This is a genomic window from Prevotella sp. E15-22 (genome assembly GCF_023204875.1).
GTDB lineage: Bacteria > Bacteroidota > Bacteroidia > Bacteroidales > Bacteroidaceae > Prevotella.
This window is the reverse complement of the sequence record NZ_CP096247.1, coordinates 3,169,799-3,194,628: the sequence shown is the minus strand read 5'-3', so window position 1 is coordinate 3,194,628 and position 24,830 is coordinate 3,169,799. Positions and strand designations below refer to the sequence as shown.

The following is a 24,830-nucleotide window of genomic DNA, read 5'->3' as shown; positions in this document are numbered from 1 at the left end:
AATGACAGCACTCCTTGTTTACACCCTCAAGTCAGCCTTTGTGCTCACGTTGCTCTATCTGCCTTACACGCTGATGTTGCGAAAAGAGCGTTTCTTCAGGTTAAACCGCCTGACGTTGCTTTCAATCCTTCTCTTGGCATTGGTGCAGCCTCTCTGTAAGATTGCCCAGCCAGAAGGTCTGGCACAGTTAGGAGGCGCAGGCACCGCTATTGTCAGCACGCAGGCGTTTGTTCAGCAGACGGAGGCCATCATCAATCCAGATGCGATGACGACGATAACGATGACAGAGACCCCAACAACGTGGGAATGGCAGGCGTGTGTTGCCTGGATATATATAATAGGTGTGTTGCTGGTGTTCTGTCTGCGTTTGTTCCAGATGTTCCAGGTCCGTCAGGCCATGCATCATGGTTGCCTGTGGCGCGAGGAGGAAGACGACCATATCACCGTTTATTGTCATGTGGGCGATGGCGCCCCCTTCAGTTGGATGCGCAATATCTATATCTGTGATGACGACTATAAGCAGAATGGACGCACCATCCTGTTGCACGAACGTGCCCATATCGTCTGCCGCCATTCCTATGATATCCTCCTGCTCACCCTTGTTGAGGCTTTGCAATGGTGGAATCCCTTTGTCTATAAGTTAGGCTCCAGTCTGCGCGATGTGCATGAGTATGAGGCCGACAACCACGTGCTGCACCAAGGCATCTCGCAGGTGGCCTATCAGACCTTGCTGGTGCGCAAGGCCTTGGCCAACACCACCTATGCCTTTGCCAACAACTTCAATCGCAGTCACGTGGCCAAGCGTATCAGTATGATGAAGCGCCCCAGCTCTAATCCCTGGATGCGCAGTAAGGCACTCTATGTTGTGCCCCTGCTCATCTTCTCGCTCCTCATCTCAGCCACGCCCGTGGTCGAGCCGCTTTTCATGCTTGATGGCGTAGAGGTGGAGTCTGAGCGTGTCATGCAGTTGCCCCAGGAAGATATAGACCACATAACGGTACTCAAGGATGGAGCAGCCACAAGGATCTATGGCGAACGAGGCAAGGATGGTGTCGTTGAGATAGGCACCAAAGATGCAGCCAAAGAAGCTGCTTCTGAGGCGACTCAGGACAATATTGAAGATGATATAGTATGGGAAATCTGTGAGGAGATGCCAGAGTATGATGGCGACATGAATGACATTCAGAAGTATATCTCCCAGCATATCAATTATCCAGAAGAAGTCACAGACTATGGTCTTCAAGGCGCACTTCTCATTTCATTTATTGTTGAGAAGGACGGCTCGATATCCAATATCAGGTCTCAATTTGCCGTTGACACCAAGGAAGAGGTTATAGCTACGATTACAGCAGCTCAAAAAAACAGGCCAAAGGTTGCCCAAGACGAGGAGATTGAAAGGATTATGCAGATCTGGAAGTCCTCAGCCGAGAAACTTGTTAGCGACCTTGTTAGAGATGTGCCAGGCCGTTGGAAGCCAGGCCGCCAGAATGGTCATGTGGTAAGAGCCAGAGTCACTTATCCCCTTCATTATCGATTACAATAAATCCCAAATCATATGAAAAAGTTCCTAACCATTATGTTGCTTTCAGTAGCCATGGCTGCTGGAGCTCAAACCGACACGCTTAGCCATTCTGCGTTTACAGCTGTCTATCTCTATGAATGTAAGACTGTCGATGCTGACGGACAGCCAGTGGTCGACTCCCTGTTCCTGGCTGTTCAGGCGGCCGATGGCATCACCAAATGCTTTCCTTATAACGATTATAAGAGGCAGAAGCACGAAAGAGACGATATCATAGACACCTACTATGCCCCCGATGCGATGAATGCCTTTGGATATGTTGAGAAGCATTACAGTGGCGCTTCTGGTAGTTCTGTGAACAGCGTGGCAGGCGTTGTCATCCTGAATAAAGCCCATCAATATCAACCCCTTGAAATTCAATAGGACAATGAAAAAGCATATGTTCATATTTGGCGCCATCACCCTTCTGGTGGGCATGCAGGCCCATGCACAGGAAGAAGTGATTGACACAGCGCAGTTCCTGGCTGTTTACGACTATCAATGCAAGACGCAGAACAATGAGGGAGAGACTGTTGTGGATGCGATGGAGGTCGTGGTGCAGGTGGGACGAACGATGACGAAGTCCATGCCCTGGTCGCAATCGTCGCTGAAGGAGCCGTCGTTAGAAGCCGAAGGAAAATTCTATCAGGAGGCTTACCTGCACATGCCGACGGTATGGATAGGATGGCCTGAGGGACAGACTACCTCGCGCGAACTGATCTTTCCTAACGAGTTCGAGGGCAAGGAACCCACGCCAGAGCTGCAGTGGACGCTGACTGACGACACCCTTCGTGTGGGCGACTATCTATGTCAGAAGGCCACGACCACGTATCGTGGACTCACATGGCAGGCGTATTATACAGAAGAGATTCCCTCGTCGGCAGGCCCTTGGCGCCTGCGTGGCCTGCCAGGCCTCATTGTCAAGGCCGAGAGTGGTGCCCACTCCTTCGTCCTGACGCAGGTGCTTCAGCAGTCGGAGCCTATCACCTATAAGCCTAATCCAGAGGCCCGTCAACTCAGTTACAAAAAGTTGTTGAAGTATCGCACTGATATCTATGGCAATAAGCAATATGTCAAGAACCCCGTCTATTATCTGCCCGAGTTCAACGAGCTGGTGAAGACTATCCCCAATGCGCAAGTAACGGTATTGAAACAGTTTGATGCCCTTTTTGTCAATTGGATGCCCGTGCTTCATAAGGGCCACGTTTATCAACCCCTTGAAAAAGAATAATGAGAAGATTCATAAGCCTTATCATATTGTTGTCTCTGACGTTGATGGCATCGGCCCAGGTGCAAGTCAAGGGCCGTGTCATCAACCTGCAGAACAAGCCCGTGAGCGACGTCATCGTCAAGTTGGTGAAGGGCAGCAAGACGCTGGCCTTCACCACCACGAACGTGCGTGGTGAATACACCATGAGTCTGAAGGAGACGCCCAGTGGCGAGACCCAGTTGCAGTTCAGTCATGTGAGCTACGAGAAGGAGTCTGAGAAGTTGGAACTGAACAGCAAGGTGAAGACAGTCGACATGGTGCTGACACCCAAGACCATCTCGCTGAAGGAGGTGAAGATCAAAGGCAACCCCCTGCGCCAGCGAGGCGATACGCTGGTGCACAACCTGGCGTCGTTCCTGGGCAAGGGCGACGTGACCTTGGAGGACGGTCTGAAGCGCCTGCCTGGCGTCGACGTGGCTACGAGTGGTGCCATCAGCTATATGGGTAAGCCCATCTCGCAGTTCAACATCGAGGGGCTCGACCTGCTGGGCGGCCGATACAACCTGGCCACGAGGAACCTCCCTGCCGACTATGTGACGCAGGTGGAGATTGTGCGCAACCACCACGGCCGTAAGATGGACAAGGACAAGCCCAGCGACGAGGTGTCGATGAATATTAAACTCAACAAGAAGGCGAAGTTCAAGCCCTTCGGCCAGGAAGAGGCTGGCGCAGGCTATATGCAGGACGGCGACGACCGTCTGCAGGCCTTGCTGGGCGTCACTGGCATGATGTTCACAGATAATTTTCAGACCATCTGCTCGGCCAAGGCAGGCAACTATAAGTCGTTCGCCAAGGCCGACCTCTACGACCACTATGGCAGCTCGGAGGTGAGCACCCGTGCCACAGGTCTCTTTGGCGGCTTCGACGGTGGACGCCCCCCACAGGGCGAATACCTCTATCAGCGCAATGCCATGGGCACCATCAACACCATCAACAAGCTCGACTCTGTCACCACCTTCAAGGTGAATGCCGACTATAGCTATCAGCGTGTCACCCACGACATTGGTCAGAGCAGCACCTATCTGACGGGCGACGGCAGCTATGTGACGGTGACTGAGCAGACCTCGCCGCTGACGAAGATTCACCTGCCCAAGCTGTCGATGAACTATCAGAAGAATGCCGATCGCTCCTATCTCGACGAGACCTTTGTGGTGAAGGGTAAGTTCGAGCAGAACGAGGGCGACGTGCTGGCCAACCAGCAGCAGATAGAGCAGAGAAGGAAGGCCTCGTCGTTCGAGGTGGTCGACAATGTGTACTGGTCATCCCGTTCGCTCAAGGGTGCCTATCGCTATCTGAACGGAGGCATATCGTTCAAGCGCACGCCTATGCTGCGCCTGTCGTTCTACGACAATGGTAAGGCCTATGGCCAGACGGCCCAGTCGTCCACGCTCTCGATGAACCTCGGCTCGTCGTTCGACATCCCCATCGGCAAGACATTCAAAATCAATCTGCCTGTCAGCGTGAGTGCCGCCTACGACGACCTCGAGACTGTCTACTCCCCTCCATCACAGGGAGGGGCCGGGGGTGGGTCTGGGTCTATTAATGACATCCGTGGCTGGTCTGTGAACCCCAGTCTGAATCCTGGCTTCGAGATTCATTCGCGCAACCGTCGCTTCTATCTGAGTACTGGTCTGGGCGCCTCGCTCAAGGGACTCTATTATAACAAGCTCCACTACACCAAGCCTGTGATCAACCCCTCGCTCAGCATGAGCTATACCTTCTCAGCCAACAGCAAGCTGTCGTTCTCGTCGAACTACAGCACCTCTATTGGCGACATGATGACGCTGCTCACTAACCCCATGCAGGTGGGCTACCGCACAGAGCGCACCTCATCGGGCATCATTGGCGAGAGCAACAACTGGAACACGTCGGGCAGTTGGAAGTGGCAGTTGCCCATGCAATATTTCACGCTGAGCCTTGGTGCTGGCCACTCAGAGACGAAGCACAACACCCTCTATTCGCAGAGTGTCAGCGGCATCGACATCAGCAGCTCGGCCCTGCAGCGCGACACGCGTTCGCGCTCCACGAGTTTCAACTTCGCCACCACCAAGAACATCCCAACGCTCTTTGCCAAGTTCAGTCTGGATGGCAGCTATGGCTTTGGAAGTGGTGAGCAGGCCGTCAATGGCGAGGTCTTCAAGACCAAGAGCAGCAACTACAGCATCCACAGCAACGTGGCCCTGACGCCCCTCTCGTGGTTGGAGCTGAAGTACGACATCAACTACGGCTGGTCGCAGTCGCGCTATGCCGACAACAAGAACGACGTCACCTCGCTCACCCACAGTGGTGCCATCCACGTGTTCCTCATTGCCGTCCTCGACATCTCGCTCGACTACGACCATGTGCGTCGTCAGATCACCACCAACCAATACAAAAACATGTCGCTCTTCAATGCCTCAGCGCAGTACAAGCTGAAGAAGGCCGTCCTCCGTCTGGAGCTCACCAACCTACTGAACCAGCGCAGCTATGCCTACACCGTGTACGATGGCGTGAACACCTACAGCTACGACTACGGCCTCTGTGGACGCACTGCCCTGTTCAAGGCGACCTTCAAGATATAACAGATATAACCATTCAAATTGTTCTTAGAAAAATGATGAGACAGTTGTTTTTAATCGTGTGTGCTGGTATGTGTTTGCAAATGCAGGCACAAGTTGTCGCAGTGGGATTGTCAAATGATGCCATCGCAGCGATGCATGCCGCCAAAATCCATCAGGACAGCATCGACGTATCGAGCCTTGTAGTGGAATATGACTACGAGTGTCGGACGCAGGATGCTGACAATCAGTCAGTGACAGATAGAATGAAGTTATGTCTTCAAATTGGTCAGCACTGCACACGCAGCTTCCCTTATCGTAAGTTCCGTAAAGACCAGGAAAGAGACAGCAGAGACTACATGGGTGGCTACGAATTCGCGAGCGACGAAGGTCAAGTCTTGCTAAAAATGGAATCCTATTGTTTTATGCCAGAGGTATGGACGAACTATCCTGATGGGCAAACAACGGTTCGCGATGCCGTCTTGCCATCAATTTTCGAGACACAGGAAGAGCGTAAACCCATTAATTGGACACTTAGCGAAGATACTATGACGATTGGTGGCTATCTTTGCAAAACAGCCTCCTGTGAACTGCACGGACGCCAATGGACAGTTCACTATTGTGAGGATATTCCCACGTCAGCCGGGCCTTGGAAACTCTGCGGACTGCCTGGCCTGATTCTCGAGGCTTCAGACCATAGCGGCATTCATCGCTTTATACTCTCCAATGTTCAGCACATCGTCTCCCCCATCTTTATGGAGCACAATGCCATCACCTCAAAGACGTCAGAGGCGAATCTCATCAAGAAGCGCATCAAGATATTTGGAAACAAGCACTATCCAAAGAATCCATTATATCACATCACCGACTTACAAAGTATGGACGGTGTCTATTGTGATAAAGGCAAGATTGAGAATGGTGTTTTCGTGAGTGATACCGCCCACGTCTATCAACCATTAGAATTAAAATAAGGATATGAAAAAACTTATTATCATCATCGCCTGGGCTTTGTCAATAGGAGCACAGGCCCAGAACGACAGTATCGACCAGTGTCAGTTTATGGCCGGCTACGACTTTGTGACTAACACCACAGACAAGGACGGGAATTCCGTGAAGGACTCTGTGCAACTGGGGGTCTTAGTTGGCACCCATACCGCTATGTGTAAGGAGTATAATGTTGCCATGATAAGTGACTTCAAGGATTATATGAATCCTGATTATCAAAAAGGTTGGTGGAATGCCAGAAAATATAACCTGCCGGTTATCTATGTAGGATACCCTGATGGTCAAATCAGTTCATTTGAAAAGATTACGCCCAACTACTTTTTCTTTAGCAATCCATTACCTGACTTCGGTTGGAAATTGTTGCCAGACACGCTAACAATTGGCGGTTTTCTCTGCCAGAAAGCCATAGGTCAGTATGGTGGCAGGACATGGATAGTTTGGTATGCTGAAGAGGTGCCTGTACCTTATGGACCTTGGAAATTGTGTGGATTGCCTGGCATGATTCTGAAAGCAGAAGACAAGGACAACATTTTTTGCTTCAACTTTGTGGGACTTCTCAAAAAAACTACGGCCATCAAATACATCAATAAGGATGACTATAACAAAACAACGCGCGACAAATTCATTGTAAAGAAAAACAAGCTCTTCTGCAGCAAAAAATACGTGCAGCAGCCCAACTACTATATTCCTCAAGGTGCCTACAAACAGTTGGGAGTTACTGAGATGTGGTTCAAAGGAGATGATTACACGCCAGAGAACGCCTTATCGGTTGTTTCCTACGACATGATTATCCCCAAGAAAGTAAATGCTTATCAACCCCTTGAACTGAAATAGAATGATGAAGAAGTATTATTTGGTAATCGTCGTGTCTGCACTAGCGATAGCAGCGCAGGCAGAGAAGATTGATTCATCCCAGTTTGTAGCCTTCTACAACTACACCATTCAGACGCAGGATGAGGAGGGGAAGGATGTTGCTGATTCGCTGAGGCTTGCCCTCATGGTGGGTACTCGCGCCACGGAGTGCACTACATTTCTTACTTATAACAGGGATGGACGTGCTAGTCGTGAGATGATGAATGCCTTCATCATGCACCTTCCAGTGGTTATCACGGATATGGATAAGTCAGAAGTCATTAGCCATGATAATATCTATCCTTATCGCTATGAGGTGCACGAGTCCATGGCTAAGGTGGACTGGGCATTGGACGATGATACGCTGACCATCTGTGGCCTGCTTTGTCATGGCGCAAAAGGAAAGCTCTATGGTAAGCAATGGCGAGTGTGGTATTGTGAGGACATCCCTGCTTCGGCTGGCCCTTGGAAACTTCGTGGCTTGCCTGGCCTCATTGTGAAAGCAGAGGATATAGATGGCATTCATTGCTTTGAACTGTATGAGACGAAGAATGAAGTGAGGGCGATTAACAGGTATTCATCCCCTGATTACCAGAAGTTGAGCCGTAAGAAAATGATGAGCTTTAAAAATAAAGTTCTGGGCAACCATCGTTATGCCAAGGAACCCACCTATTATGTCTCTGAAAATCCAGATGATCTTGGCGAGATAAGACATGATGGCCAAATATATTATGTTGCCAACCACATGATGGTTCCTCAGAAAGCTCACGTTTATCAACCTCTTGAATTAGAATAGAACGATGAAAAAGGTTTTTGTGACGATAATGGTCTTCGCTGCCATGACAACGCAAGCCCAAAGTGTAGTGGATCTGACCAAATGGGAGGATTCAATACTATGTCTTGATGATACGACTGAGCATGTTGACACAATTATTTTGAAGAAGGAAAGTATCAATGTCCAAGCTGTTCAGCAGGCAAACATTCTGATAAATGACAGCGTGATAATGTTTGGAACGACGGATGGCGCCTTATTTCGTATAGATAATGGCCAAAAGGTGCGTCCTTTCTGTAACCCTCCATTCGCTGTTGCACAGTTCAGTGGTGAGCCTTCCGTGTATCCTGGGTCTGCCTTGTTGGATAGTCGTGGTAAATATTGCTATGCCTGGGGTAATGCCATTATTGGTGGTGGACGCATCAACTTCATTAAGAAGATGGACTTCTATACAGGCGAGGTCGTGGATTCAATCGACGTGAATAGTGGCGACTTCTCCCTTAGCAAAGATGATTCCTTGAGGCTGGCAGTGAATAATGACTTCCTAACGTGTTTTCCTGAATATACCTTTCATCTCCCTTCAGAAGGAAGAGTTACTCGAATTAGATTCTTTGGTCGCGATAAGATGTGGATTAGACTCAGCCATGATGGCAGGAGAGATAACTATATCTGCAATCAGGATGGTACCCAGGTGAAGCGCATCATGCAGATTGTCTATCGAGGGCAAAATATAGACCCTCATTCTATCATTGGCTTCAGTCCCTATTCATTGGCTTCTGCCGTTAAGACAGAAACGGGATATATCATTACTATATTTCACCTAAAAAACGAAGAAAGATGAATAGTAAATGCAACTATAAGCACTTGAGTCTGATCATCACATTATTATTGACCATACTCTTCTCCTCCCATACATTAGCGCAAAGTGATAGTATCGACCAAGCACAGTTTGTGGTCATCTACGACTTCCAGATAAACACCACCGACAAGAATGGAAATGCTGCGAAAGATTCTATGCAGTGGGCTGTTGTTGTTGGTAGTCATGTGGCAAAGTGTACGGAGTTTAATCGTGTCATGGGTGAAGACTTTGGTGAGTGGAAGGAATACGGCCTAGGCGAGTTTAATGCGAGGAAGTATAATCTGCCAGTCATCTTCGTGGGCTATCCTGACGGTGAGATTAGTTCGTTTGACAAGGTCGTGCCCAATCGATACTTCTATACAGAGCCGCTGCCTGACTTTGGCTGGAAACTGATGGACGACACGCTGACAGTGGGTGGCTATCTATGTCAGAAGGCCGTTGGAAAGTATGCTGGAAGGACATGGACGGCATGGTACTCAGAAGAGGTGGCGGCAAGTTTTGGCCCTTGGAAATTGCGTGGTTTGCCTGGTATGATTCTGAAGGCAGAGGACAAGGACGGCATTTTCTTATTTGACTGTGTGGGTCTGATAAAACGGTCGGCTCCAATCAAATATTTTAGTAGGGAAGAACACACGACCCTCAAGCGTAACAAGTTCATTGCCCATCGCAATAAAATCCTTTGCGATAAGAAATACGTTAAGCAACCCAACTATTATATCCCTCAGGGAATAAGTGTAATAGAGATGTGGGGTGGTGGACCAGAACCATCTGCTGACGAGAAGTTATCTGTCGTTTCCTACGACATGGTAATCCCCAAGAAAGCCAATGTCTATCAACCCCTTGAGCTGGAATGACAATAATAACCATACAAAAGAATAATTGTCAAGAAATACTGCCGAAAAACAGGGTTCTGAAAAAATGCAAACTAGAACGCAAAAATGGGCCAAAAACGACCTTTCGGAGGACCCCTATCGATTTCACCATGCAACGGAGGCTGTTTTACGATGCAACTCATGCTGTTTTACCATGCAAAACAGGCTCCGTTGCAGTGTAACTCAGGCTCCGTTACAACCTAAACGAATATTCGATTGCGTTCTAAATCTTTACACTTTTCGAGCTAATTTCGTAAGCCTCTCATTTTCAGTGATTTACGAACATGCTCATATTTCGCCTGTACGCACAGAAAAAATTTTTGGCTCAGAATTTTTAAATCTCAGAGGCGCTATTGTCAGAAAAGTTCAGAATGACAACGTGCTATGACAACAGGCGGCGCGAGAAATAACGAACGGGATACCATACTGACAGGAAGCCAACGGCCAGAACGGTGAAGAAGATGATGACAACGTCCAGGGGATGAACGCTGACGGGGTAGGCATTGATGACAAAAGAGCCCTCGCTGCTGCCCAAAGAGATGATGCCGTAGGTCTGCTGAATCCAGCAGAGTAAGAGTCCCACGGCGATGCCTAAAATGGCTCCTATGGCCGAAATGAGTCGGCCTTCAAAGAGGAAAATCTGTGTGATCTGATGATCGCTAGCTCCCAGGTTGCGCAGCGTTACCACATCGTCTTTCTTGTCGATGATGAGCATGGACAGCGAGCCAATGATGTTGAAGCAAGCCACCATAAGAATAAAGGTGAGGAAGATATAGGCGATGAGCTTTTCTATCTTCATGATGCGGAAGGTGTCGTCCTGCTGCTCATAGCGGTCCATCACGCGATACTTATCGCCAGCCACAGCCTTCATGCGCTCTTTCACAGCCTCGAAGTCGCACCCCTGCTTCAGGCGCAGTTCCAGTGAAGAAATCATGCCCTGCTGGTCGAACAGGCGACGGGCAAAGCTGATGCTGGTCAGCACGTAGTTACGGTCGTATTTCGACTGCTGCACCTCGAACACCACACCAGGCGAGAAGAGCATATCCTCGATGAAGCCATCGGTGGGGTCGCTCATGTCCAACTGTCCTTCGCGTCGTGGAGCGTAGATTTTCAGTGGCATAGGGTAGTAGTAGCCCATGCCAAGGGCGTCGATGAGATGGCGCCCAGGGATGCCATAGTGCACATCGGCCAGATGAAGCTCGTATGCGCCATCGCCCTGCAGAATCTCGCGTATATGCGTAAGAGAGTCGAAGTTGTCCTCCACACCCTTGAGGTGAATCATGGCCTGGCGACCGTTATAGACGGCCATGGCCTGGTCTTCCACACATTCTGTGGCCACATAGACCTCAGGCATCGACTTGATCTCAGTGAGGATGGGGTCGTCGGCAGGCGCTGTCTTACCCTCGACGGGCACCACCTTGATCTGTGGGTCGAAGGCTGTGAAGAACGTAGCCACCAGGTCGCTGAAGCCGTTGAACACACTCAGCGTGACCACCAGGGCCATGGTGGCCACAGCCACACCCAACACTGAGATGCCGCTGATGACGTTGATGGCGTTGGTCGACTTCTTTGAGAAGAGGTATCTGCGCGCTATGTAGAATGGGAAGTTCAAGGGTCTGGCGTTTTTCTTTCTACTCTTTCTGCCCTTTTACTTTTTCAGGAGCTCGTCAATGTGCTCGATGTAGTCCAGCGAGTCGTCGATGAAGAAGCGCAACTCAGGCACGATACGCAACTGATGGCGTACGCGCTGACCCAGTGCGAAACGAATCTGCTGACTGTTCTTCTCGATGTTCTGCAGCAATTCCTCGCCCTTCTCAGAGGGGAAGATGCTCAGATAGGCCGTGCAGATGCTGAGGTCGGGCGAGATCTTGGCTCTTGTCACACTCACCATCACGCCATGCATGGCACGTGTCTGTTCCTGAAAAATCACGCTCAGCTCCTTCTGCAGCAAGCGTGCTATTTTGTTCTGTCTTGTTTCTTGCATATATCTTTATTTCTTTCTGATTAGTGTCAATCCGTCGCGCAGTGGCAGAATCACCTGTTCCACCCTCGTGTCCTGCGCTATGTGGTCGTTGAAGCGACGTATGCCTTGCGTCTGATGGTCGCGATCGTAGGCAGGGTCTGTCACATGGCCGTCCCACAGCGTGTTGTCGGCCAGGATGAAGCCACCAGGACGTAGCAGTTTCAGCACCATCTCGTAGGTCTCGACATAGGTGCGCTTGTCGCCATCCACAAAAGCCATGTCGAACGTCACGCCCAACTTTGGCGCCTCAGTGATGGCATCGCCGATGATGAACGCTATCTTGTCGGCCACAGGCGACTGCTCTATCCACGGACGGGTGAAGTCCTCCTGCTCGTCGTTAATCTCGAAGGTGTAGACCTTGCCGCCTTCTTCCAGTCCCTCGGCCATGCAGAGGGCGCTATAGCCACTGAAGGTGCCCACCTCCAGGATGTTCTTCGGCTTGATCATCTGCACCAGCATCTTCAGGAGTCGGCCTTGCAGGTGTCCGCTGGCCATGCGTCCATGAAGCATATAGATGTTCGTGGCGCGCCAAAGACGATACAGGTATTCTGGCTCTGGCTCGATGTGGGAGAGGATATATTCGTCTACCGTCATTTTCCTGCCAGCAGCGCCTCTATTGCCAACCTGTAAGAATCCAGTCCGAAGCCACAGATGACGCCCTTGCAGGCAGCCGATATCATGGACTTGTGGCGAAACTCCTCGCGCTGGTGTACGTTCGAGATGTGAACCTCGATAACGGGACTTTTCAGCGAACGGATGCAGTCGTGCAACGCAATGCTCGTGTGGGTATAGGCACCTGCATTCAGCACAATGCCGTCGTACTTAAAGCCCACTTCCTGCATCTTGTTAATCAGCTCGCCCTCGATGTTGCTCTGATAGTAGTCTATCTGCACATCAGGGTATTTGGCCTGCAACTGGGGCAGAAAAGCCTCGAACGACTCGCTGCCATAGATGCCTGGCTCGCGAACGCCCAGCAGGTTTAAGTTGGGTCCGTTAATAATCTGAATCTTCATTGTCGTGCGTGTTACTTCGGTGCAAAGTTACGAATTTATTTATTAACACACAAATATTTCTGTAACTAACAATCAATCAGGGCTATTTCGGTTCTACGTGCACAGCAATATGGGTGTCGTTGCCATAGTGCTGGCGCAGCAGGTCTTCCACTTCGGAGGCTTTGTCGTGAGCCTCGCACAGGGTGATGTTGCCATCCATCAGGATATGCAGTTCGATGGCATAGTGATTGCCAATGCGGCGTGTGCGCAGGTCGTGGGGCTCGCAGACGCCATCGACAGAGGCTGCCACCTGCAGAATCTCTGTTTCTACCTCATCGGGCAGCGACTGCTCCATCAGATCGCCAATGCCGTCGCGCAGCAGGAAGATGGCCACCTTGATGATGAACAGACCCACCACGACAGAGGCGATGGGGTCGAGCACTGTCCATCGCTGTCCCAGGAAGATGGCGCCACCAATGCCGATGGCCGTACCTATAGACGAGAGGGCGTCGCTGCGATGGTGCCAGGCGTTGGCCTCGACGGCCTGCGACTGCAGTTTGCGTGCTTCCCTCATCGAATAGCGATAGACGCCCTCCTTGAGGACCACTGACAGTAGGGCTGCCCATAGTGCCAGCATGCCTGGTGCCTGCAACTCATGGCCGCTCATCCAGTCGATAATCTTCATGAGTCCGCTATAGACAATGCCGATGGCTACGGCCAGCAGGGCCAGGCCGATGATGGTCATGGCCAGCGTCTCGTACTTGCCATGACCATAGTCGTGCGACTTGTCCTTGGGTTTGCCGCTGATATGTACAAAGACAATCACAATGACATCGGTCACGAAGTCGCTCAGCGAGTGGACGGCATCGGCCACCATGGCAGCACTATGTCCCAGGATGCCTGCCACAAACTTGAACAGCAGCAGAATCACGTTGACCACGCCGCCAACCATCGTCACCTTGTATATCTCTTTGTTTCTTTCCATATCGAGCGCAAAGATACACATTTTTTTCTTTGACAATGGTCTTATTTCTAGTTTTTTTCTATGAAAGATATTTTTACTTATCTTTTTCTTGCTCATCTCAATTATTGTCAGTATCTTTGTGGCTGTAAACTTAACTTAATTAAACAACAATGACAAACAACCCCTTTACCAAAAACCAATCTTGCATTTCAAGATTCTTTTTGCTCATGTCTTTGACATGCGTATCACTCGTTTCCTGCGAGAGTGATAAAGACGAAAAAGCAGATGCTCCTAAGCGTCTCACAGAAATGACCTATCAAGAAACTAGTCTTGACGATGATAGAAAAGATGGAGATGAGTCATGTGTTCTACAGTTATTATATGATTCTGATGGCAGGGTCATAAAGGAAATTTCTAATAGTCAATCAGATAGACGTAATACAAAAACTGAATGCACCTATCAATATGGTGATAAGTTTATTGCCTTACAAATAATTGAGGAAGAGGAGAGAACCGGTGGAACGACAAGGTTAGAGATAGAACGCCATAAATATGTCCTTGAGAATGGCCTGATTGTTAGTGATACGATAAGGGATAGAAGTTCTGTGGACATTTGGTCTTATTCATATGATGATGAGAAAAAGATTAAATTAGCCACGTATAAAACGAGTAATCGAACATATGAATATAATTATGTTTGGGAAGACGGTAACATCATGAAAATACAGGCCAAAAGAGACACGTGTAATTATACGTATACAACATTGCCCTGGAAAAAAGGATTCATAGGTTCTTATGGAAGTCATTTGAATGGTTACTTGTGGGATGCTGGCTATTTTGGCAAGCGTCCTCTGAATCTTCCTGCTGAAATTACGGAAAAGGAAGGTAGTTATAATCTGCGTTGCTCGTATGAGTATACTGTAACTGATGGATTGATAACGAAGCTTAAAGAAGACCGTTTGGATACTGATTTTGGTCAACGTACAACCACATGCACATTGAAGTGGGAATAAAGAAGAAACATGGTATAATAAACTTAAGAAGATGAAAAGGAATAGTATTTTTTATCTGTTGGCCATCGTGATGGTTACTGTCTTTTCTGCAGGACTCTTTTCTTGCAACAGTGATAATGAGGAATCAAACACAGATGGTTCTAAACGACTTGCAAGAATTGTTTCAGAAGATATTGATACAAATGGCGTTAGCCAAAACCATGGCAATGTCAGCCTATCGTATGATTCAGAAGGAAGAGTCGTTAGCTACGTTAATAGTACCCAGGCCTGGAATTATTCAGATATCATTGAAAGTCGTTATCAGTATGGCGATGATTTTATCTTTAACGAGGAAATTGAGGACCGGAATACTGGTTATAGTCAGTCGCTGGTTATAGAAAGACACAGATATAGTCTTGAAAATGGCTTGATTGTGGCTGATTCAATAACCCGCACATATGATAGAGGAAGAAGAGTGAAGACCTATTCGTATGATGACGAAAAAAGACTGGTTGCAATAACCACAAAGAGTTACGGAGGATCTGTTTACACAACTAAATTTGTGTGGGAAGATGGAAACCTTATTGAGATGAAGGATGATAGCTCAGTTTTCTCATATGACTATACAACATTGCCATGGAAAAAGGGCGTTATAGCAGATTTTAGATTCGTGTTGGATGCTTTCTTGTGGGATGCCGGTTATTTTGGAAAGAGATCTGAGAATCTGCTTTCTAAATTTGAGTATAGAGTCGACAATAGCAATGTTTATGGCCAATATTCATACGAATATAGCTTCTCTAACGGTTTTGTCTCAGAAATAATTGAAAGGTGCAAAAAAAGTGATGGAAGCATCAGTAAGACTGTTTCAACATTGTTGTGGGAATAATTTATAAATCAATAAAATGAAAAGAAAAAATCTTCTAAAAGTTACGGCAATGGTGGCAATTGCTCCCATGCTGTTCGCATCGTGTGCCACCATTGCTTCAGGTGGAGATCCTAGTATCACTATATACGGTAATGTTTCAGAGCCTGTTACTATCACGACAGAGAAACAGACCTATGCAGATGTTACTCTTCCTGCAGTGGTACAGGTGAAACGTCATCATCTGGATGGCCAGCGTATCACTATTACATCTGAGAATAATAATTTCAACGATATTGTTCTCAAAAAGAAAGTGAATGAATGGGCCTTTGGAAATATCCTGATTGGAGGACTGATAGGATGGGGTATTGACTTAGGAACAAACAGCGTTAGCAAACCTGCACAAACAGAGTTTAGTGTGGTTCCTCAGCCTAAATCAAAATAATGTTCTGACCAATAAAAAACTCACACGAGGATGGTTGTCCTCGTGTGAGTTTTTTCAATAATCATTCTTTATAGCTTTGGCCAACCGTCTGACGTCCAAGTGATCTTGCGCTGAACGAGGAGGGCAGCACCATCGCGCTTGGTAGAATAGCCATGGCAGATGAAGATGTCGCCATCAGGAAAATGATAGGCGGCACAATGGCCGGCAGCCTCATATTCCTTCTTGTCGCCCTCAAGGATGAGGGTGCCACCACCCTGCGACATGTCTTTGCCGTTGCGATCGAGATAAGGACCTGCCACATGCTTCGAGCGGCCCACAGCCACGCGATAGTTACTCTTGGCACCACGACAGCAGTAGTCCCACGACACAAAGAGATAATAATAGCCACCATGCTTCATGATGAACGGCGCCTCGATGGCATTGCGACCAGCATGTTTCGATGTGGGATTAGGTTCAGCGTTCAGCGTATCGCGCAAGGCCAGTCGACGGGCAATGGTGACAGGTTTCGTGGCCAGGTGCATGCTGTTGTCCAGACGTGCCAGTTGGATGCCGTCCCAGAAAGAGCCCCAGGTCATCCAGGCCGTTCCCTCCTCATCGACGATGAAGTTAGGGTCGATGGCGTTCCAGTTGTCGCGCCCTTCGCGCGAGCAGACAATAGGTCCGCAGTCAGTCCACGGTCCACTCAGCCTGTCGGCACTCATCAGTCCGATGGCACTGGTGTTCTTGCCAAACGTTGAGCAGGAATAAGCCAACCACCACTTGCCGTCCTTGCGAATGATATCGGGCGCCCACACATGAGAGCGAAAACCAGGAACGGAGTCGCGCGTCCACTGTGGTATGTTCTTGATGAAAGGTGTTCTGTTCACTTCCCATGTCTTGCGGTCTGTACTGGTGGCCCAACTGATGCCCATGCCTGTGGACAGAAGGTAGTATGTGCCGTCCTCGTAGGCCATCACGGGGTCGTGGGTCATCAACGTATCGGTTTGGAAGGCTTTGCCAGACAGCATGGCCGTCAGCAAGAGGGTTGTCAGCAATATTCTTTTCATTGTTTTGTTTAATAGTTTTAGTTTCGGGCCCAAAGGTACAAAAAAAACGTGAATCCATCGCTATGGACCCACGTTTTTTTTAAAGATACAAGATATATCATATCGAAAGTATCCTCATAGGAAGTCTATAAAAGAAAATGTGATTTCTTACAGGGGATAATCCTCGAAGGCATAGAGCACTGTTGAGAGGTAGCGCTCACCAGTATCGGGCAGCAGTACCACAATCTTCTTGCCTTTGTTCTCAGGACGCTTGGCCACCTGGATGGCTGCGTAGAGGGCAGCGCCTGCCGAGATGCCCACCAGCAGACCTTCCTGCTGAGCAATCTCGCGACCAGTGCGGATGGCGTCGTCGTTCTCAACATCGAACACCTCGTCGATGACCTCTGAGTTGTAGGTCTTGGGGATGAAGCCGGCACCAATGCCCTGAATCTTGTGAGGACCACTCTGACCACCATTCAGCACGGGGCTCGACTTGGGCTCTACGGCAATGATCTGGATGTTGGGGTTCTGCTCCTTCAGGAACTTACCCGTACCACTGATGGTGCCGCCAGTACCCACGCCGCCAATGAAGATGTCTACCTGACCGTCTGTGTCGCGCCAGATCTCAGGACCTGTGGTGGCATAGTGCTTGGCAGGGTTGGCACCGTTCTCAAACTGCTGCAGGATGACTGCGCCAGGGATAGAGTCGCGCAACTCCTCGGCAGCGCGGATGGCACCAGGCATGCCGTCTTTTCCAGAGGTGAGGCGAACCTCGGCACCATAGGCCTTTACGAGGTTTCTGCGCTCCACGCTCATGGTCTCGGGCATGGTAAGGATAAGGTGGTAGCCCTTAACGGCGCTGACCAGTGCCAGTCCTACGCCCGTATTTCCGCTGGTGGGTTCGATGATGGTGGCACCAGGCTTCAAGATGCCCTTCTGCTCTGCATCCTCGATCATGGCCAGTGCGATACGGTCCTTCACGCTACCGCCAGGATTAAAGAACTCTACTTTGGCAATAACAGGAGTGTCCAGACCCTTTGCCTTTGAATACTTGTTGAGCTCTAAGAGTGGGGTGTTGCCGACGAGCTCGGTCAGCTGCTTTGCAATTTTACTCATAACCTTATCCTTTTTAAATACCTTTATTATCTCTTATGTCTTTTATGTCTTTCCGACGGTGCAAAGATACGGCGATTTTTTGGCTCCCACAATACCCATGCTGTGTTATTTGCATACCATAGATATGGTATTTGTATTGTTTTTGCCTCTTTTTGCCCGTTTTTCGCTGCTTTCTTCGTACCTTTGCAATAGAAAAATGACCCTGTTGGCATGGCAATACGCGTGACTTATAAGTGGACCAGAGGACTGTCGATGCGCATCGTGAAGAATGGCGATGTGCACGTCACTGCACCCATCGGACTGCCAAAGCGTGCAGTTGAAGAGTTTATTGCGAGTCATCGCGACTGGATTACTGCTGCGCGTGCCAAGACTGCCGAACGTCAGCAGCAGCGGGCCGACTTCTACGCTCAGTTGCCGCTGTCCACCCAGAAGCAGCGCGCTGAGGCCGTCATGCGTTTGGACGCCATCGTCAAGCCGATGGTGGCGCATCATGCCATGGTGATGAATGTTGAGCCGTCGGCCATCACCTATCGTAAGATGGTATCGCGTTGGGGCATGTGCAATGTGCATAACCACACGTTATACTTCTCTCTTTATCTGCTCCTGCTGCCCCAGTGGTGCATAGAACATGTGGTGGTTCACGAGTTGTGTCACCTCTTGGAACCTAGTCATAACGCCCGTTTCCATGCTTTGATGGATCGTTACTTTCCTCGCTGGAGAGAGGCAAGGAAGGAAACGCGCGCCTATCTCCAGGCCACCTGACAAAACACCGAAGAACACCTCAGGATCACTGTATGTCCTTGTCTACCATTGCTGCCACACACGAGTCCGACCAGACATTCTCGGCCGTTTCCACCATGTCGATAATGGTGTATATTGGCAGGATAATACCAAGTACGGCGATGGGCGCTCCGATACCCGACATCAGTGAGAGAGTGAGGAAATAGCAACCCATGGGCACACCTGCATTTCCTACTGCTGAGATGACAGAGATGAGCGTCCACAGGAAAATGGTGTCGAATGTGATGGAATCGCCACCCTGTTGCATCACAAAGAGCGAGGTGACGAGGATGAAGGCTGCACAGCCATTCATGTTGATGGTGGTGCAGATGGGGAGCACGAAACGGGCAATATGTTTCTTGATGCCCAAACGGTTCTCTGCTGTATCCATTGTCACGGGCAGTGTGGCGGCACTGCTCTTGGTAAAGAGCGCCATGAGCACGGCGGGCATCATCTTGCCCAGCACATGAATGGGGTTGAGTCCTCTTATAATCAGGAACAACGGCAATACTACGAAGAACTGAATGACGTTGCCGCCCAATACCACCAGCACGTATTTGCCGATACTGTCGGCTACGACACCTGCGGACACTTGTGCTGACAACTGCGCCGCAAAGGCTACAATGCCCAATGGCAGTGTCCAGATGAGCCAGCGAATGAGCAGGAAGAGCAGTTCCTGCAATCCCTGCAGTCCCTTTGTAACCACCGCCTTGTTCTCGGAATCGGGCAACTTTGACAGGCCGATGCCAATGGCGAAGGCCAGCAAGAGCAACGAGAGCACATTGCCATCGAATAGGGGTTTGATGATGTTATTAGGGATGATGCTGATGATGTGGTCAAGATAGGAAGGTTGAGCGTGTAGCGTGTGGAATGTAGAGTTTGCTACCGCATCACCTTCTGCTGTAATGACCTCGATAGGTAGGTTGCCAGGGGCAACTAATATATAAAGCACAGCGCCTACGGCCGCTGCGGCAAAGGTGGTCAGCAGCGTATAACTCAGAGTGTGACGGAAGATGCGGCCAGAGCCGTTTGAGCCAAAGGTGGCGAAGGTGGTGACGACGGCCAGCACGATGGTGGGCACGGCCAGTAACTGAAACAGACGGGTATAGATGGTGGCCACGAAGTTCATCACCTCGTTGAGCCATGCAATGCCCAGCAGTCCTAATATAGCACCCACTACGAGTGCTGCAATCCAAATAATTGTTTTTTTCATTCTTCTTCAGTAATGCCTCCCCTCCCTTGGGAGGGGTCTTTTATATCTCAAACGAAAGATTCACGTATATATTGCGTCCCTTCTGAGGAATATGACACCAGTCGGCATAGGTGGTGTACTGCTTGTCGAAGAGATTCTCGACACCAGCACGAACGGTAACCGAAGAAAACTGATATTGCGCAGCCAGGTTGACTATTGTCCAGGCTTTTGCCGCCGTCTCACCGTATTTCTCGCCGTAATTGTTTTGTCGGGCATTACCCTTGATGGCAAGTTGTGCCTGCAGGCGTTGGTGCTGATAAATCCATTCCGATTGCCAACTGATGGGCGAAATCAGTGGTAGAGGGTCGCCATCGGCGTCGCGTCCGCTGCTGTAACTCACTTTTTTGTTCCATTGCAGGTGTTCCGTTATCTGCCAATCCCACGATAGCGAGATGTTGGCGATGGTGGCATGACTGATGTTTCCGTATACTTTCACACCCTCGGCTCCGACGGTCATGGGACTGAGACGTGTCTCAAACTGTCCGATGATGTAATTGCTGAAGAGAAATACATTTCCATCGAGCGTCACGTTGACGCCTTCCGAAGGACGCCACTTCACTGCCCCATTCAATTCCACTGCCGACTCGTTTTTCAGCGAAGGATTGCCTATGTAATCATACTGATCGAACGTGTTGTTCAGATAGTAGCCGTAGGCCTCGGTCACCGTGGGCGCACGACTGCCCCAGCCGGCACCAAGGGAAAACTGAGAGTTGTAAGCTGAGATTTGATAGTTGGCGGCGATGCGTCCTGTGGTCTGATGATAGGCATCGGTCATGCCAGGGAAGAACACTTTCAGGGCATGATAGCCCTCCTCATTGTTCAGTCGCTGCTGCTGCCAAGCCACCTTAGCCGACAACCGTAGCGACTGGTTGCTGGCGATGCTTATATGATCTGTTATGGCCACACCCGTGTTCAGGGTTCCTACATCGGGCCACGTCACCATATACATGGGAGCTGCGCCGCCGGGATACATCGTCATGTCGGCAAACAGGCGATTGTAGTAGAGGTCGTAATTCAGTGCCACATCGTGATGCTTCAATGCCGTTGTCAGCAGACTGTAAACGCCGGCAGTCCAGCTCTTACCGGGCATGTCCATGTGGATGGCAACATCAGGACGTGTTGTGTCGTCCATCACGTGTGTGATGTGGTTGTAGTAGGCCTTCGTCTCCCAGTTGGCATGGCGAAAGAGGTGCTTGTACGACAACGATGTAATCAGTCCCTCGGCCTTTGCCACGTCCATGTTCAGGGCGGGATAGCCAACATCGGTGGCACGATCAAAAATAAACGTGGCCTCCAACATGTCCTTTTCGGCCAACCGTAGTCCGGCATTCGTAAACACGTTCACCTTTTGGAACTGCGAGAACTGCAGCTTCTCGCCACCGCCAATCTCATAATTGTCGGCATGGCGATAGAAGGCGCCAGCATTCAGATACGTGTTATGGTTGCTTAGCGCTGCGTCAGCACCATATACCTGTACATGACCATTCCACTCGTGACCAACCGATGCGCTGGCATGAAAAGGAATGTTATCGAAACCTGTCTTGCGCAACTTCAAATCAAGACTGCCACCAATGTTTCCCGTAGCCTGCGGATTGCCGTCGAGTCCGCTGTTCAGACTGATGCTCTGCAGGTTGCCGCTCTCCACATATGAGGTCACAGGGTCCATCTTGTCCGTGCAGGCATAGAATATCTTCATGCCGTCGATGGTTGTCGACAGACGTTCGGTCTGCATATTGTTTACAGTAGGCTCCCATGCATACGAGCCACGGCGTACCAGTTCCACGTGGTTCAGTTTCTGCAGATGCTCGTCGATGGTAGCCGCCTGTCCTTTTACAGAGCGTTTGCCGCTCTGACTCCTTGATACAATCACCACCTCGTCCAGATTCTGCGACGAGGTGGTGTCCGTTTGTAAACCAATAATAAGCAAAAGTAGTTCAATCATATAATCAATATCTTCTCTCTCTTATATTGTAACATCCCAGTAAAGTGAACTCAGATCGCCGCCTCCGGCAACGATGTTTCCTTCCGCATCCTTTACCGTCAGGTGTATTCGCCATAAGCCTGTCATCGTCAGGTTGATGCTGCCCTTATAGCTACCATCCGCTTGTTTCACCAGCGATGTGTTGTCGGGCGAGGTGTGGTTGCCCATATCCGGCATGCGTGGGTCAATATCGATGGTAAAGGTCTCTGCAGCCACCTGATAAGGCTCAGTTGCTTTGGCATTCTTTTTCGATACGTAAGCCACAATATCGTTTGTCCCTGTCTTATAGTCCAGCGGGTTGACCAGTGACAGATAGTAAGTGTCGCTTTCCACCTTGAACGATTTTAGCCAGACCTGACCCTCGGGCAGTTCATTGACCACAATTGTTTTGTTCTCGATACTTGCCTCGCTGTTGACCACCTTGACGTCGTATGACAAAGTCCACGAGCCAGCATCGCTGGTGCTCATCACAAACGATATCCATCCGCGTTTCACTGCAGGATAGTCATAGCTGATGAGAGAGGTGCCCGATGAAACGGCAGTACTGTGATACATATCCATCTTCACCATGTGCATCAGCGGCGTGATGTTTGTGACGTCCAGATACTTCACATAGTTACCTGTCTCCTTCTTGGTTGCCACAAAATATACGTCGTTGTAGCCCGTGTGCAGACTGCCAGTCTTTGTATATACATACAGGTAATACTTGCCGTCCACTTCGGTTGTCAACTCCGGGATGAGTTTGACTCCTTGCAGGAACTTATAGGTGTAAAGAGCCTCTTCTGCCGAGCAACAGTCAGCATCGTCTGTAATCGTGATACCCGGGATCTCAATACCAGTCAGTCCACCATCATCGTTGCTGTTGCAGGCTGTCAGCACAGCAACGAGCATCATCAAAAACAATCCTTTTATTTTCTTCATAATCATCTTTCTTTTTATCTGTTATATGTGAGATATAAATGTTTCGGGTATGGCGAAACAGCGTTGACAGCGAGAATTAATAGCCGGGGTTCTGAGGCTTAATGCCCAGATCCTCACCGCTCTTACCTACAGGGATGGGGAAGCGGTAGTACTTGCCCTGACGGTTCTCGTATTTAGCATGCAGATGCTTGTAGGTCTTGGCAAAGAATTCGTTGACCACCTTACCGTTGCGACCAATGCTACCGGCATTTGCATAGCTGTCATCAAAATATTCGTTGTCTTTTACGCTCTCCAGATCCTTGATAACTTCCTTCCAGCGAGCCAGGTTAAACCATTCTTTCTGCTCGTAAACGAACTCCAGTCCCCATTCACGTTTCACATCGTCGAGTGTAACCGTCGACAGGTTGTGTGAGTCGTTGCCATAGGCACGCTTGCGTAGTTGGTTGATGGGATCAACAGCCTCGTTGGCTCTGCCAAGAAGAACCAGTGCCTCTGCTTTGTTGAGCAATACCTCGGCATAGCGCAGCTCAATGCGGTCCAGGTCGTTGAGCTTGTAGCACTCGCCAGGACCTTCAGAACCGCGGTCAACAAACTTACCATAGCGGGGCAGGGTGATGGGAGCGCGGAACAGGGCAATGCTGTCTCCGTCTGTATCATAGAGTGAGTCGATATAGCTCACGTCGCGACGCGTATCGTTCTTGTCCCATGCGGCCAGGAAACTGTCTTGTGCGGGTGAGAGGTGGTTCTCCTGTTCTACATTAAAGCCGAAGGTCCATGAGCAGTGAACCTGGTGGTTGCCAGTGCCCACGGCATCGCCGTCATGAACAAAGGTCAGGATCTTCTCGTCCTTGACAGCCTCGTTGTCTTTACCCCAGATGCTGGCGAAGTCGCTGTTGAGGCTATAGCCCGTAACCTTATTGGCATATTCCACAGCTTTCTCCAGGCGACTGTTCGTGTATGAGGGAGTTGGGTCGGTGGTACTGTTTTCAATGTCTTTCACCTGTTCAAAGGTCAGAGGATTGCTTCCCCAGTCCAGATAGACTCTCGACAGCAGACCGTAGGCAGCAGCCTTGGTGGGAACAGAAGGCAGATTGGATGTGGCGGGCAGTCCGTTGGCAGCATCTTCAAGATCGGCCACAATCTGTTCGTAGATTTTATCAATGCTGGCACGTGTCTTGGTGTCGCCGTCTGTGGTGGTATAGAGAGGCACCTCGCCCCACAGTCTTACCAGCACATGATAGGCCAGTGCGCGGGCCAGTTTGGCGCGGGCAATAGCAACCTGCTTGGTTTGCTGGCTGACACCAGTTGCTGCAGAAATTTTCTCGATAGCCTCGTTAGCGTTGGCAATGGCTGAGTTCTTGTTATACCAGCGATTGACGAAATAGACGTTGGTGGGAGTCAGCTCATGTCGGCTGATCAGTGGTCCGTCAGCACTCTCAGGTCCCTCAAAAGAGTGTGTCTTCGAGGTGAAGGTCTCTACGATGAACGACAAACCGAAGGCCTTGTGATAGTACTCAAACAAAGCGTTGTCGGCCAGTGCCAGTGCTTGTTCGTCGTTAATGGTCTCTACACCCGTGTTAATAGTGTTTGCATCGTCGTTGTTGTCACTGCTGCAAGATGTGGTAACAACTCCTGAAACAGAAAGTGCTACAAGTGCACCAACTAAAGTTTTGTTAATCTTTTCCATAATCGTCCTTGTTTTTTTAATTAACTACTATATGAAGAAATGGTATAATGAAAACGAGTGAATAA

24 protein-coding genes are annotated in these 24,830 nt (G+C 49.6%); 13 read left to right on the top strand and 11 right to left on the bottom strand.

What is annotated here, in order from left to right; translation table 11 throughout:
* Position 1 precedes the first annotated feature (1 nt).
* The 9 genes from M1D30_RS13175 to M1D30_RS13135 are packed head-to-tail and all read left to right on the top strand — an operon-like array spanning position 2 to position 9,707.
* Entirely contained in the window at positions 2-1,543 is a 1,542-nt protein-coding gene (locus tag M1D30_RS13175; protein ID WP_248504724.1) for a M56 family metallopeptidase, read from the top strand.
* A 12-nt stretch (positions 1,544-1,555) separates the two neighbouring features.
* Positions 1,556-1,942, top strand: a complete 387-nt coding sequence (locus M1D30_RS13170) for a hypothetical protein (protein ID WP_248504722.1) — start codon at positions 1,556-1,558, stop codon at positions 1,940-1,942.
* A gap of 4 nt (positions 1,943-1,946) precedes the next feature.
* The gene (locus tag M1D30_RS13165) at positions 1,947-2,789 is read left to right on the top strand and encodes a GLPGLI family protein (protein ID WP_248504720.1); all 843 of its coding nucleotides are present in this window, start codon (positions 1,947-1,949) and stop codon (positions 2,787-2,789) included.
* Entirely contained in the window at positions 2,789-5,389 is a 2,601-nt protein-coding gene (locus M1D30_RS13160; RefSeq protein WP_248504718.1) for a carboxypeptidase-like regulatory domain-containing protein, read from the top strand. Before M1D30_RS13165 ends, M1D30_RS13160 begins: the two co-directional genes overlap by 1 nt.
* 32 nt (positions 5,390-5,421) lie before the next feature.
* On the top strand, positions 5,422-6,336 hold the full coding sequence (locus M1D30_RS13155; protein ID WP_248504716.1) for a GLPGLI family protein: 915 nt from the start codon (positions 5,422-5,424) through the stop codon (positions 6,334-6,336).
* Positions 6,337-6,340: 4 nt separating this feature from the next.
* Positions 6,341-7,204: a GLPGLI family protein gene (locus tag M1D30_RS13150; RefSeq protein WP_248504714.1), complete on the top strand. Its 864-nt coding sequence runs from the start codon at positions 6,341-6,343 to the stop codon at positions 7,202-7,204.
* A 1-nt stretch (position 7,205) separates the two neighbouring features.
* A complete protein-coding gene (locus M1D30_RS13145) occupies positions 7,206-8,018 on the top strand; it encodes a GLPGLI family protein (protein WP_248504712.1) in 813 nt (270 codons plus the stop codon).
* 4 nt (positions 8,019-8,022) lie between these two features.
* Positions 8,023-8,835 (top strand): hypothetical protein, encoded by an 813-nt coding sequence (locus M1D30_RS13140; RefSeq protein ID WP_248504710.1) that lies wholly within the window; start codon positions 8,023-8,025, stop codon positions 8,833-8,835.
* The gene (locus M1D30_RS13135; protein ID WP_248504708.1) at positions 8,832-9,707 is read left to right on the top strand and encodes a GLPGLI family protein; all 876 of its coding nucleotides are present in this window, start codon (positions 8,832-8,834) and stop codon (positions 9,705-9,707) included. Before M1D30_RS13140 ends, M1D30_RS13135 begins: the two co-directional genes overlap by 4 nt.
* 400 nt (positions 9,708-10,107) lie before the next feature.
* Here M1D30_RS13135 and M1D30_RS13130 read toward each other — a convergent pair whose 3' ends face one another.
* The 5 genes from M1D30_RS13130 to M1D30_RS13110 all read right to left on the bottom strand — a co-directional run bounded on the left by M1D30_RS13130 (position 10,108) and on the right by M1D30_RS13110 (position 13,746).
* The gene (locus M1D30_RS13130; RefSeq protein WP_248504706.1) at positions 10,108-11,337 is read right to left on the bottom strand and encodes an FtsX-like permease family protein; all 1,230 of its coding nucleotides are present in this window, start codon (positions 11,335-11,337) and stop codon (positions 10,108-10,110) included.
* A 36-nt stretch (positions 11,338-11,373) separates the two neighbouring features.
* Positions 11,374-11,709: a 30S ribosome-binding factor RbfA gene (gene rbfA / locus M1D30_RS13125; RefSeq protein ID WP_248504704.1), complete on the bottom strand. Its 336-nt coding sequence runs from the start codon at positions 11,707-11,709 to the stop codon at positions 11,374-11,376.
* Between the two features lie 6 nt (positions 11,710-11,715).
* Positions 11,716-12,342, bottom strand: coding sequence for an O-methyltransferase (locus M1D30_RS13120; protein WP_248504702.1), 627 nt, complete (start codon positions 12,340-12,342; stop codon positions 11,716-11,718).
* Positions 12,339-12,761: a type II 3-dehydroquinate dehydratase gene (gene aroQ / locus M1D30_RS13115; RefSeq protein ID WP_248504700.1), complete on the bottom strand. Its 423-nt coding sequence runs from the start codon at positions 12,759-12,761 to the stop codon at positions 12,339-12,341. Before aroQ ends, M1D30_RS13120 begins: the two co-directional genes overlap by 4 nt.
* 82 nt (positions 12,762-12,843) lie before the next feature.
* Positions 12,844-13,746 (bottom strand): cation diffusion facilitator family transporter, encoded by a 903-nt coding sequence (locus M1D30_RS13110; protein WP_371874194.1) that lies wholly within the window; start codon positions 13,744-13,746, stop codon positions 12,844-12,846.
* 128 nt (positions 13,747-13,874) lie between these two features.
* Between M1D30_RS13110 and M1D30_RS13105 the strand changes: the two genes are divergently transcribed.
* Genes M1D30_RS13105 through M1D30_RS13095 form a run of 3 tightly spaced genes read left to right on the top strand, consistent with a single transcriptional unit; the run spans position 13,875 to position 16,003 of the window.
* Complete coding sequence (locus tag M1D30_RS13105; protein ID WP_248504694.1) at positions 13,875-14,717, top strand: DUF4595 domain-containing protein; 843 nt, start codon at positions 13,875-13,877, stop codon at positions 14,715-14,717.
* Between the two features lie 31 nt (positions 14,718-14,748).
* Complete coding sequence (locus M1D30_RS13100; protein ID WP_248504692.1) at positions 14,749-15,582, top strand: DUF4595 domain-containing protein; 834 nt, start codon at positions 14,749-14,751, stop codon at positions 15,580-15,582.
* Positions 15,583-15,631: 49 nt separating this feature from the next.
* Positions 15,632-16,003: a hypothetical protein gene (locus M1D30_RS13095; protein ID WP_248504690.1), complete on the top strand. Its 372-nt coding sequence runs from the start codon at positions 15,632-15,634 to the stop codon at positions 16,001-16,003.
* A 68-nt stretch (positions 16,004-16,071) separates the two neighbouring features.
* Here M1D30_RS13095 and M1D30_RS13090 read toward each other — a convergent pair whose 3' ends face one another.
* Both M1D30_RS13090 and cysK read right to left on the bottom strand, forming a co-directional pair.
* Complete coding sequence (locus M1D30_RS13090) at positions 16,072-17,049, bottom strand: family 43 glycosylhydrolase (protein WP_248504688.1); 978 nt, start codon at positions 17,047-17,049, stop codon at positions 16,072-16,074.
* A 147-nt stretch (positions 17,050-17,196) separates the two neighbouring features.
* Positions 17,197-18,144 (bottom strand): cysteine synthase A, encoded by a 948-nt coding sequence (gene cysK, locus M1D30_RS13085; protein ID WP_248504686.1) that lies wholly within the window; start codon positions 18,142-18,144, stop codon positions 17,197-17,199.
* A 210-nt stretch (positions 18,145-18,354) separates the two neighbouring features.
* On the opposite strand from cysK, the gene M1D30_RS13080 reads away from it, so the two are divergent.
* On the top strand, positions 18,355-18,906 hold the full coding sequence (locus tag M1D30_RS13080) for a M48 family metallopeptidase (protein WP_248504684.1): 552 nt from the start codon (positions 18,355-18,357) through the stop codon (positions 18,904-18,906).
* A gap of 25 nt (positions 18,907-18,931) precedes the next feature.
* Here the strand turns inward: M1D30_RS13080 and M1D30_RS13075 are convergent, their stop codons facing one another.
* The 4 genes from M1D30_RS13075 to M1D30_RS13060 all read right to left on the bottom strand — a co-directional run bounded on the left by M1D30_RS13075 (position 18,932) and on the right by M1D30_RS13060 (position 24,765).
* The gene (locus M1D30_RS13075) at positions 18,932-20,137 is read right to left on the bottom strand and encodes a dicarboxylate/amino acid:cation symporter (RefSeq protein ID WP_248504682.1); all 1,206 of its coding nucleotides are present in this window, start codon (positions 20,135-20,137) and stop codon (positions 18,932-18,934) included.
* 40 nt (positions 20,138-20,177) lie between these two features.
* Complete coding sequence (locus M1D30_RS13070) at positions 20,178-22,118, bottom strand: hypothetical protein (protein WP_248504680.1); 1,941 nt, start codon at positions 22,116-22,118, stop codon at positions 20,178-20,180.
* Between the two features lie 21 nt (positions 22,119-22,139).
* Positions 22,140-23,078, bottom strand: a complete 939-nt coding sequence (locus M1D30_RS13065) for a FixH family protein (protein ID WP_248504678.1) — start codon at positions 23,076-23,078, stop codon at positions 22,140-22,142.
* A gap of 76 nt (positions 23,079-23,154) precedes the next feature.
* Positions 23,155-24,765: a RagB/SusD family nutrient uptake outer membrane protein gene (locus M1D30_RS13060; RefSeq protein WP_248504676.1), complete on the bottom strand. Its 1,611-nt coding sequence runs from the start codon at positions 24,763-24,765 to the stop codon at positions 23,155-23,157.
* Between the last annotated feature and the right edge of the window lie 65 nt (positions 24,766-24,830).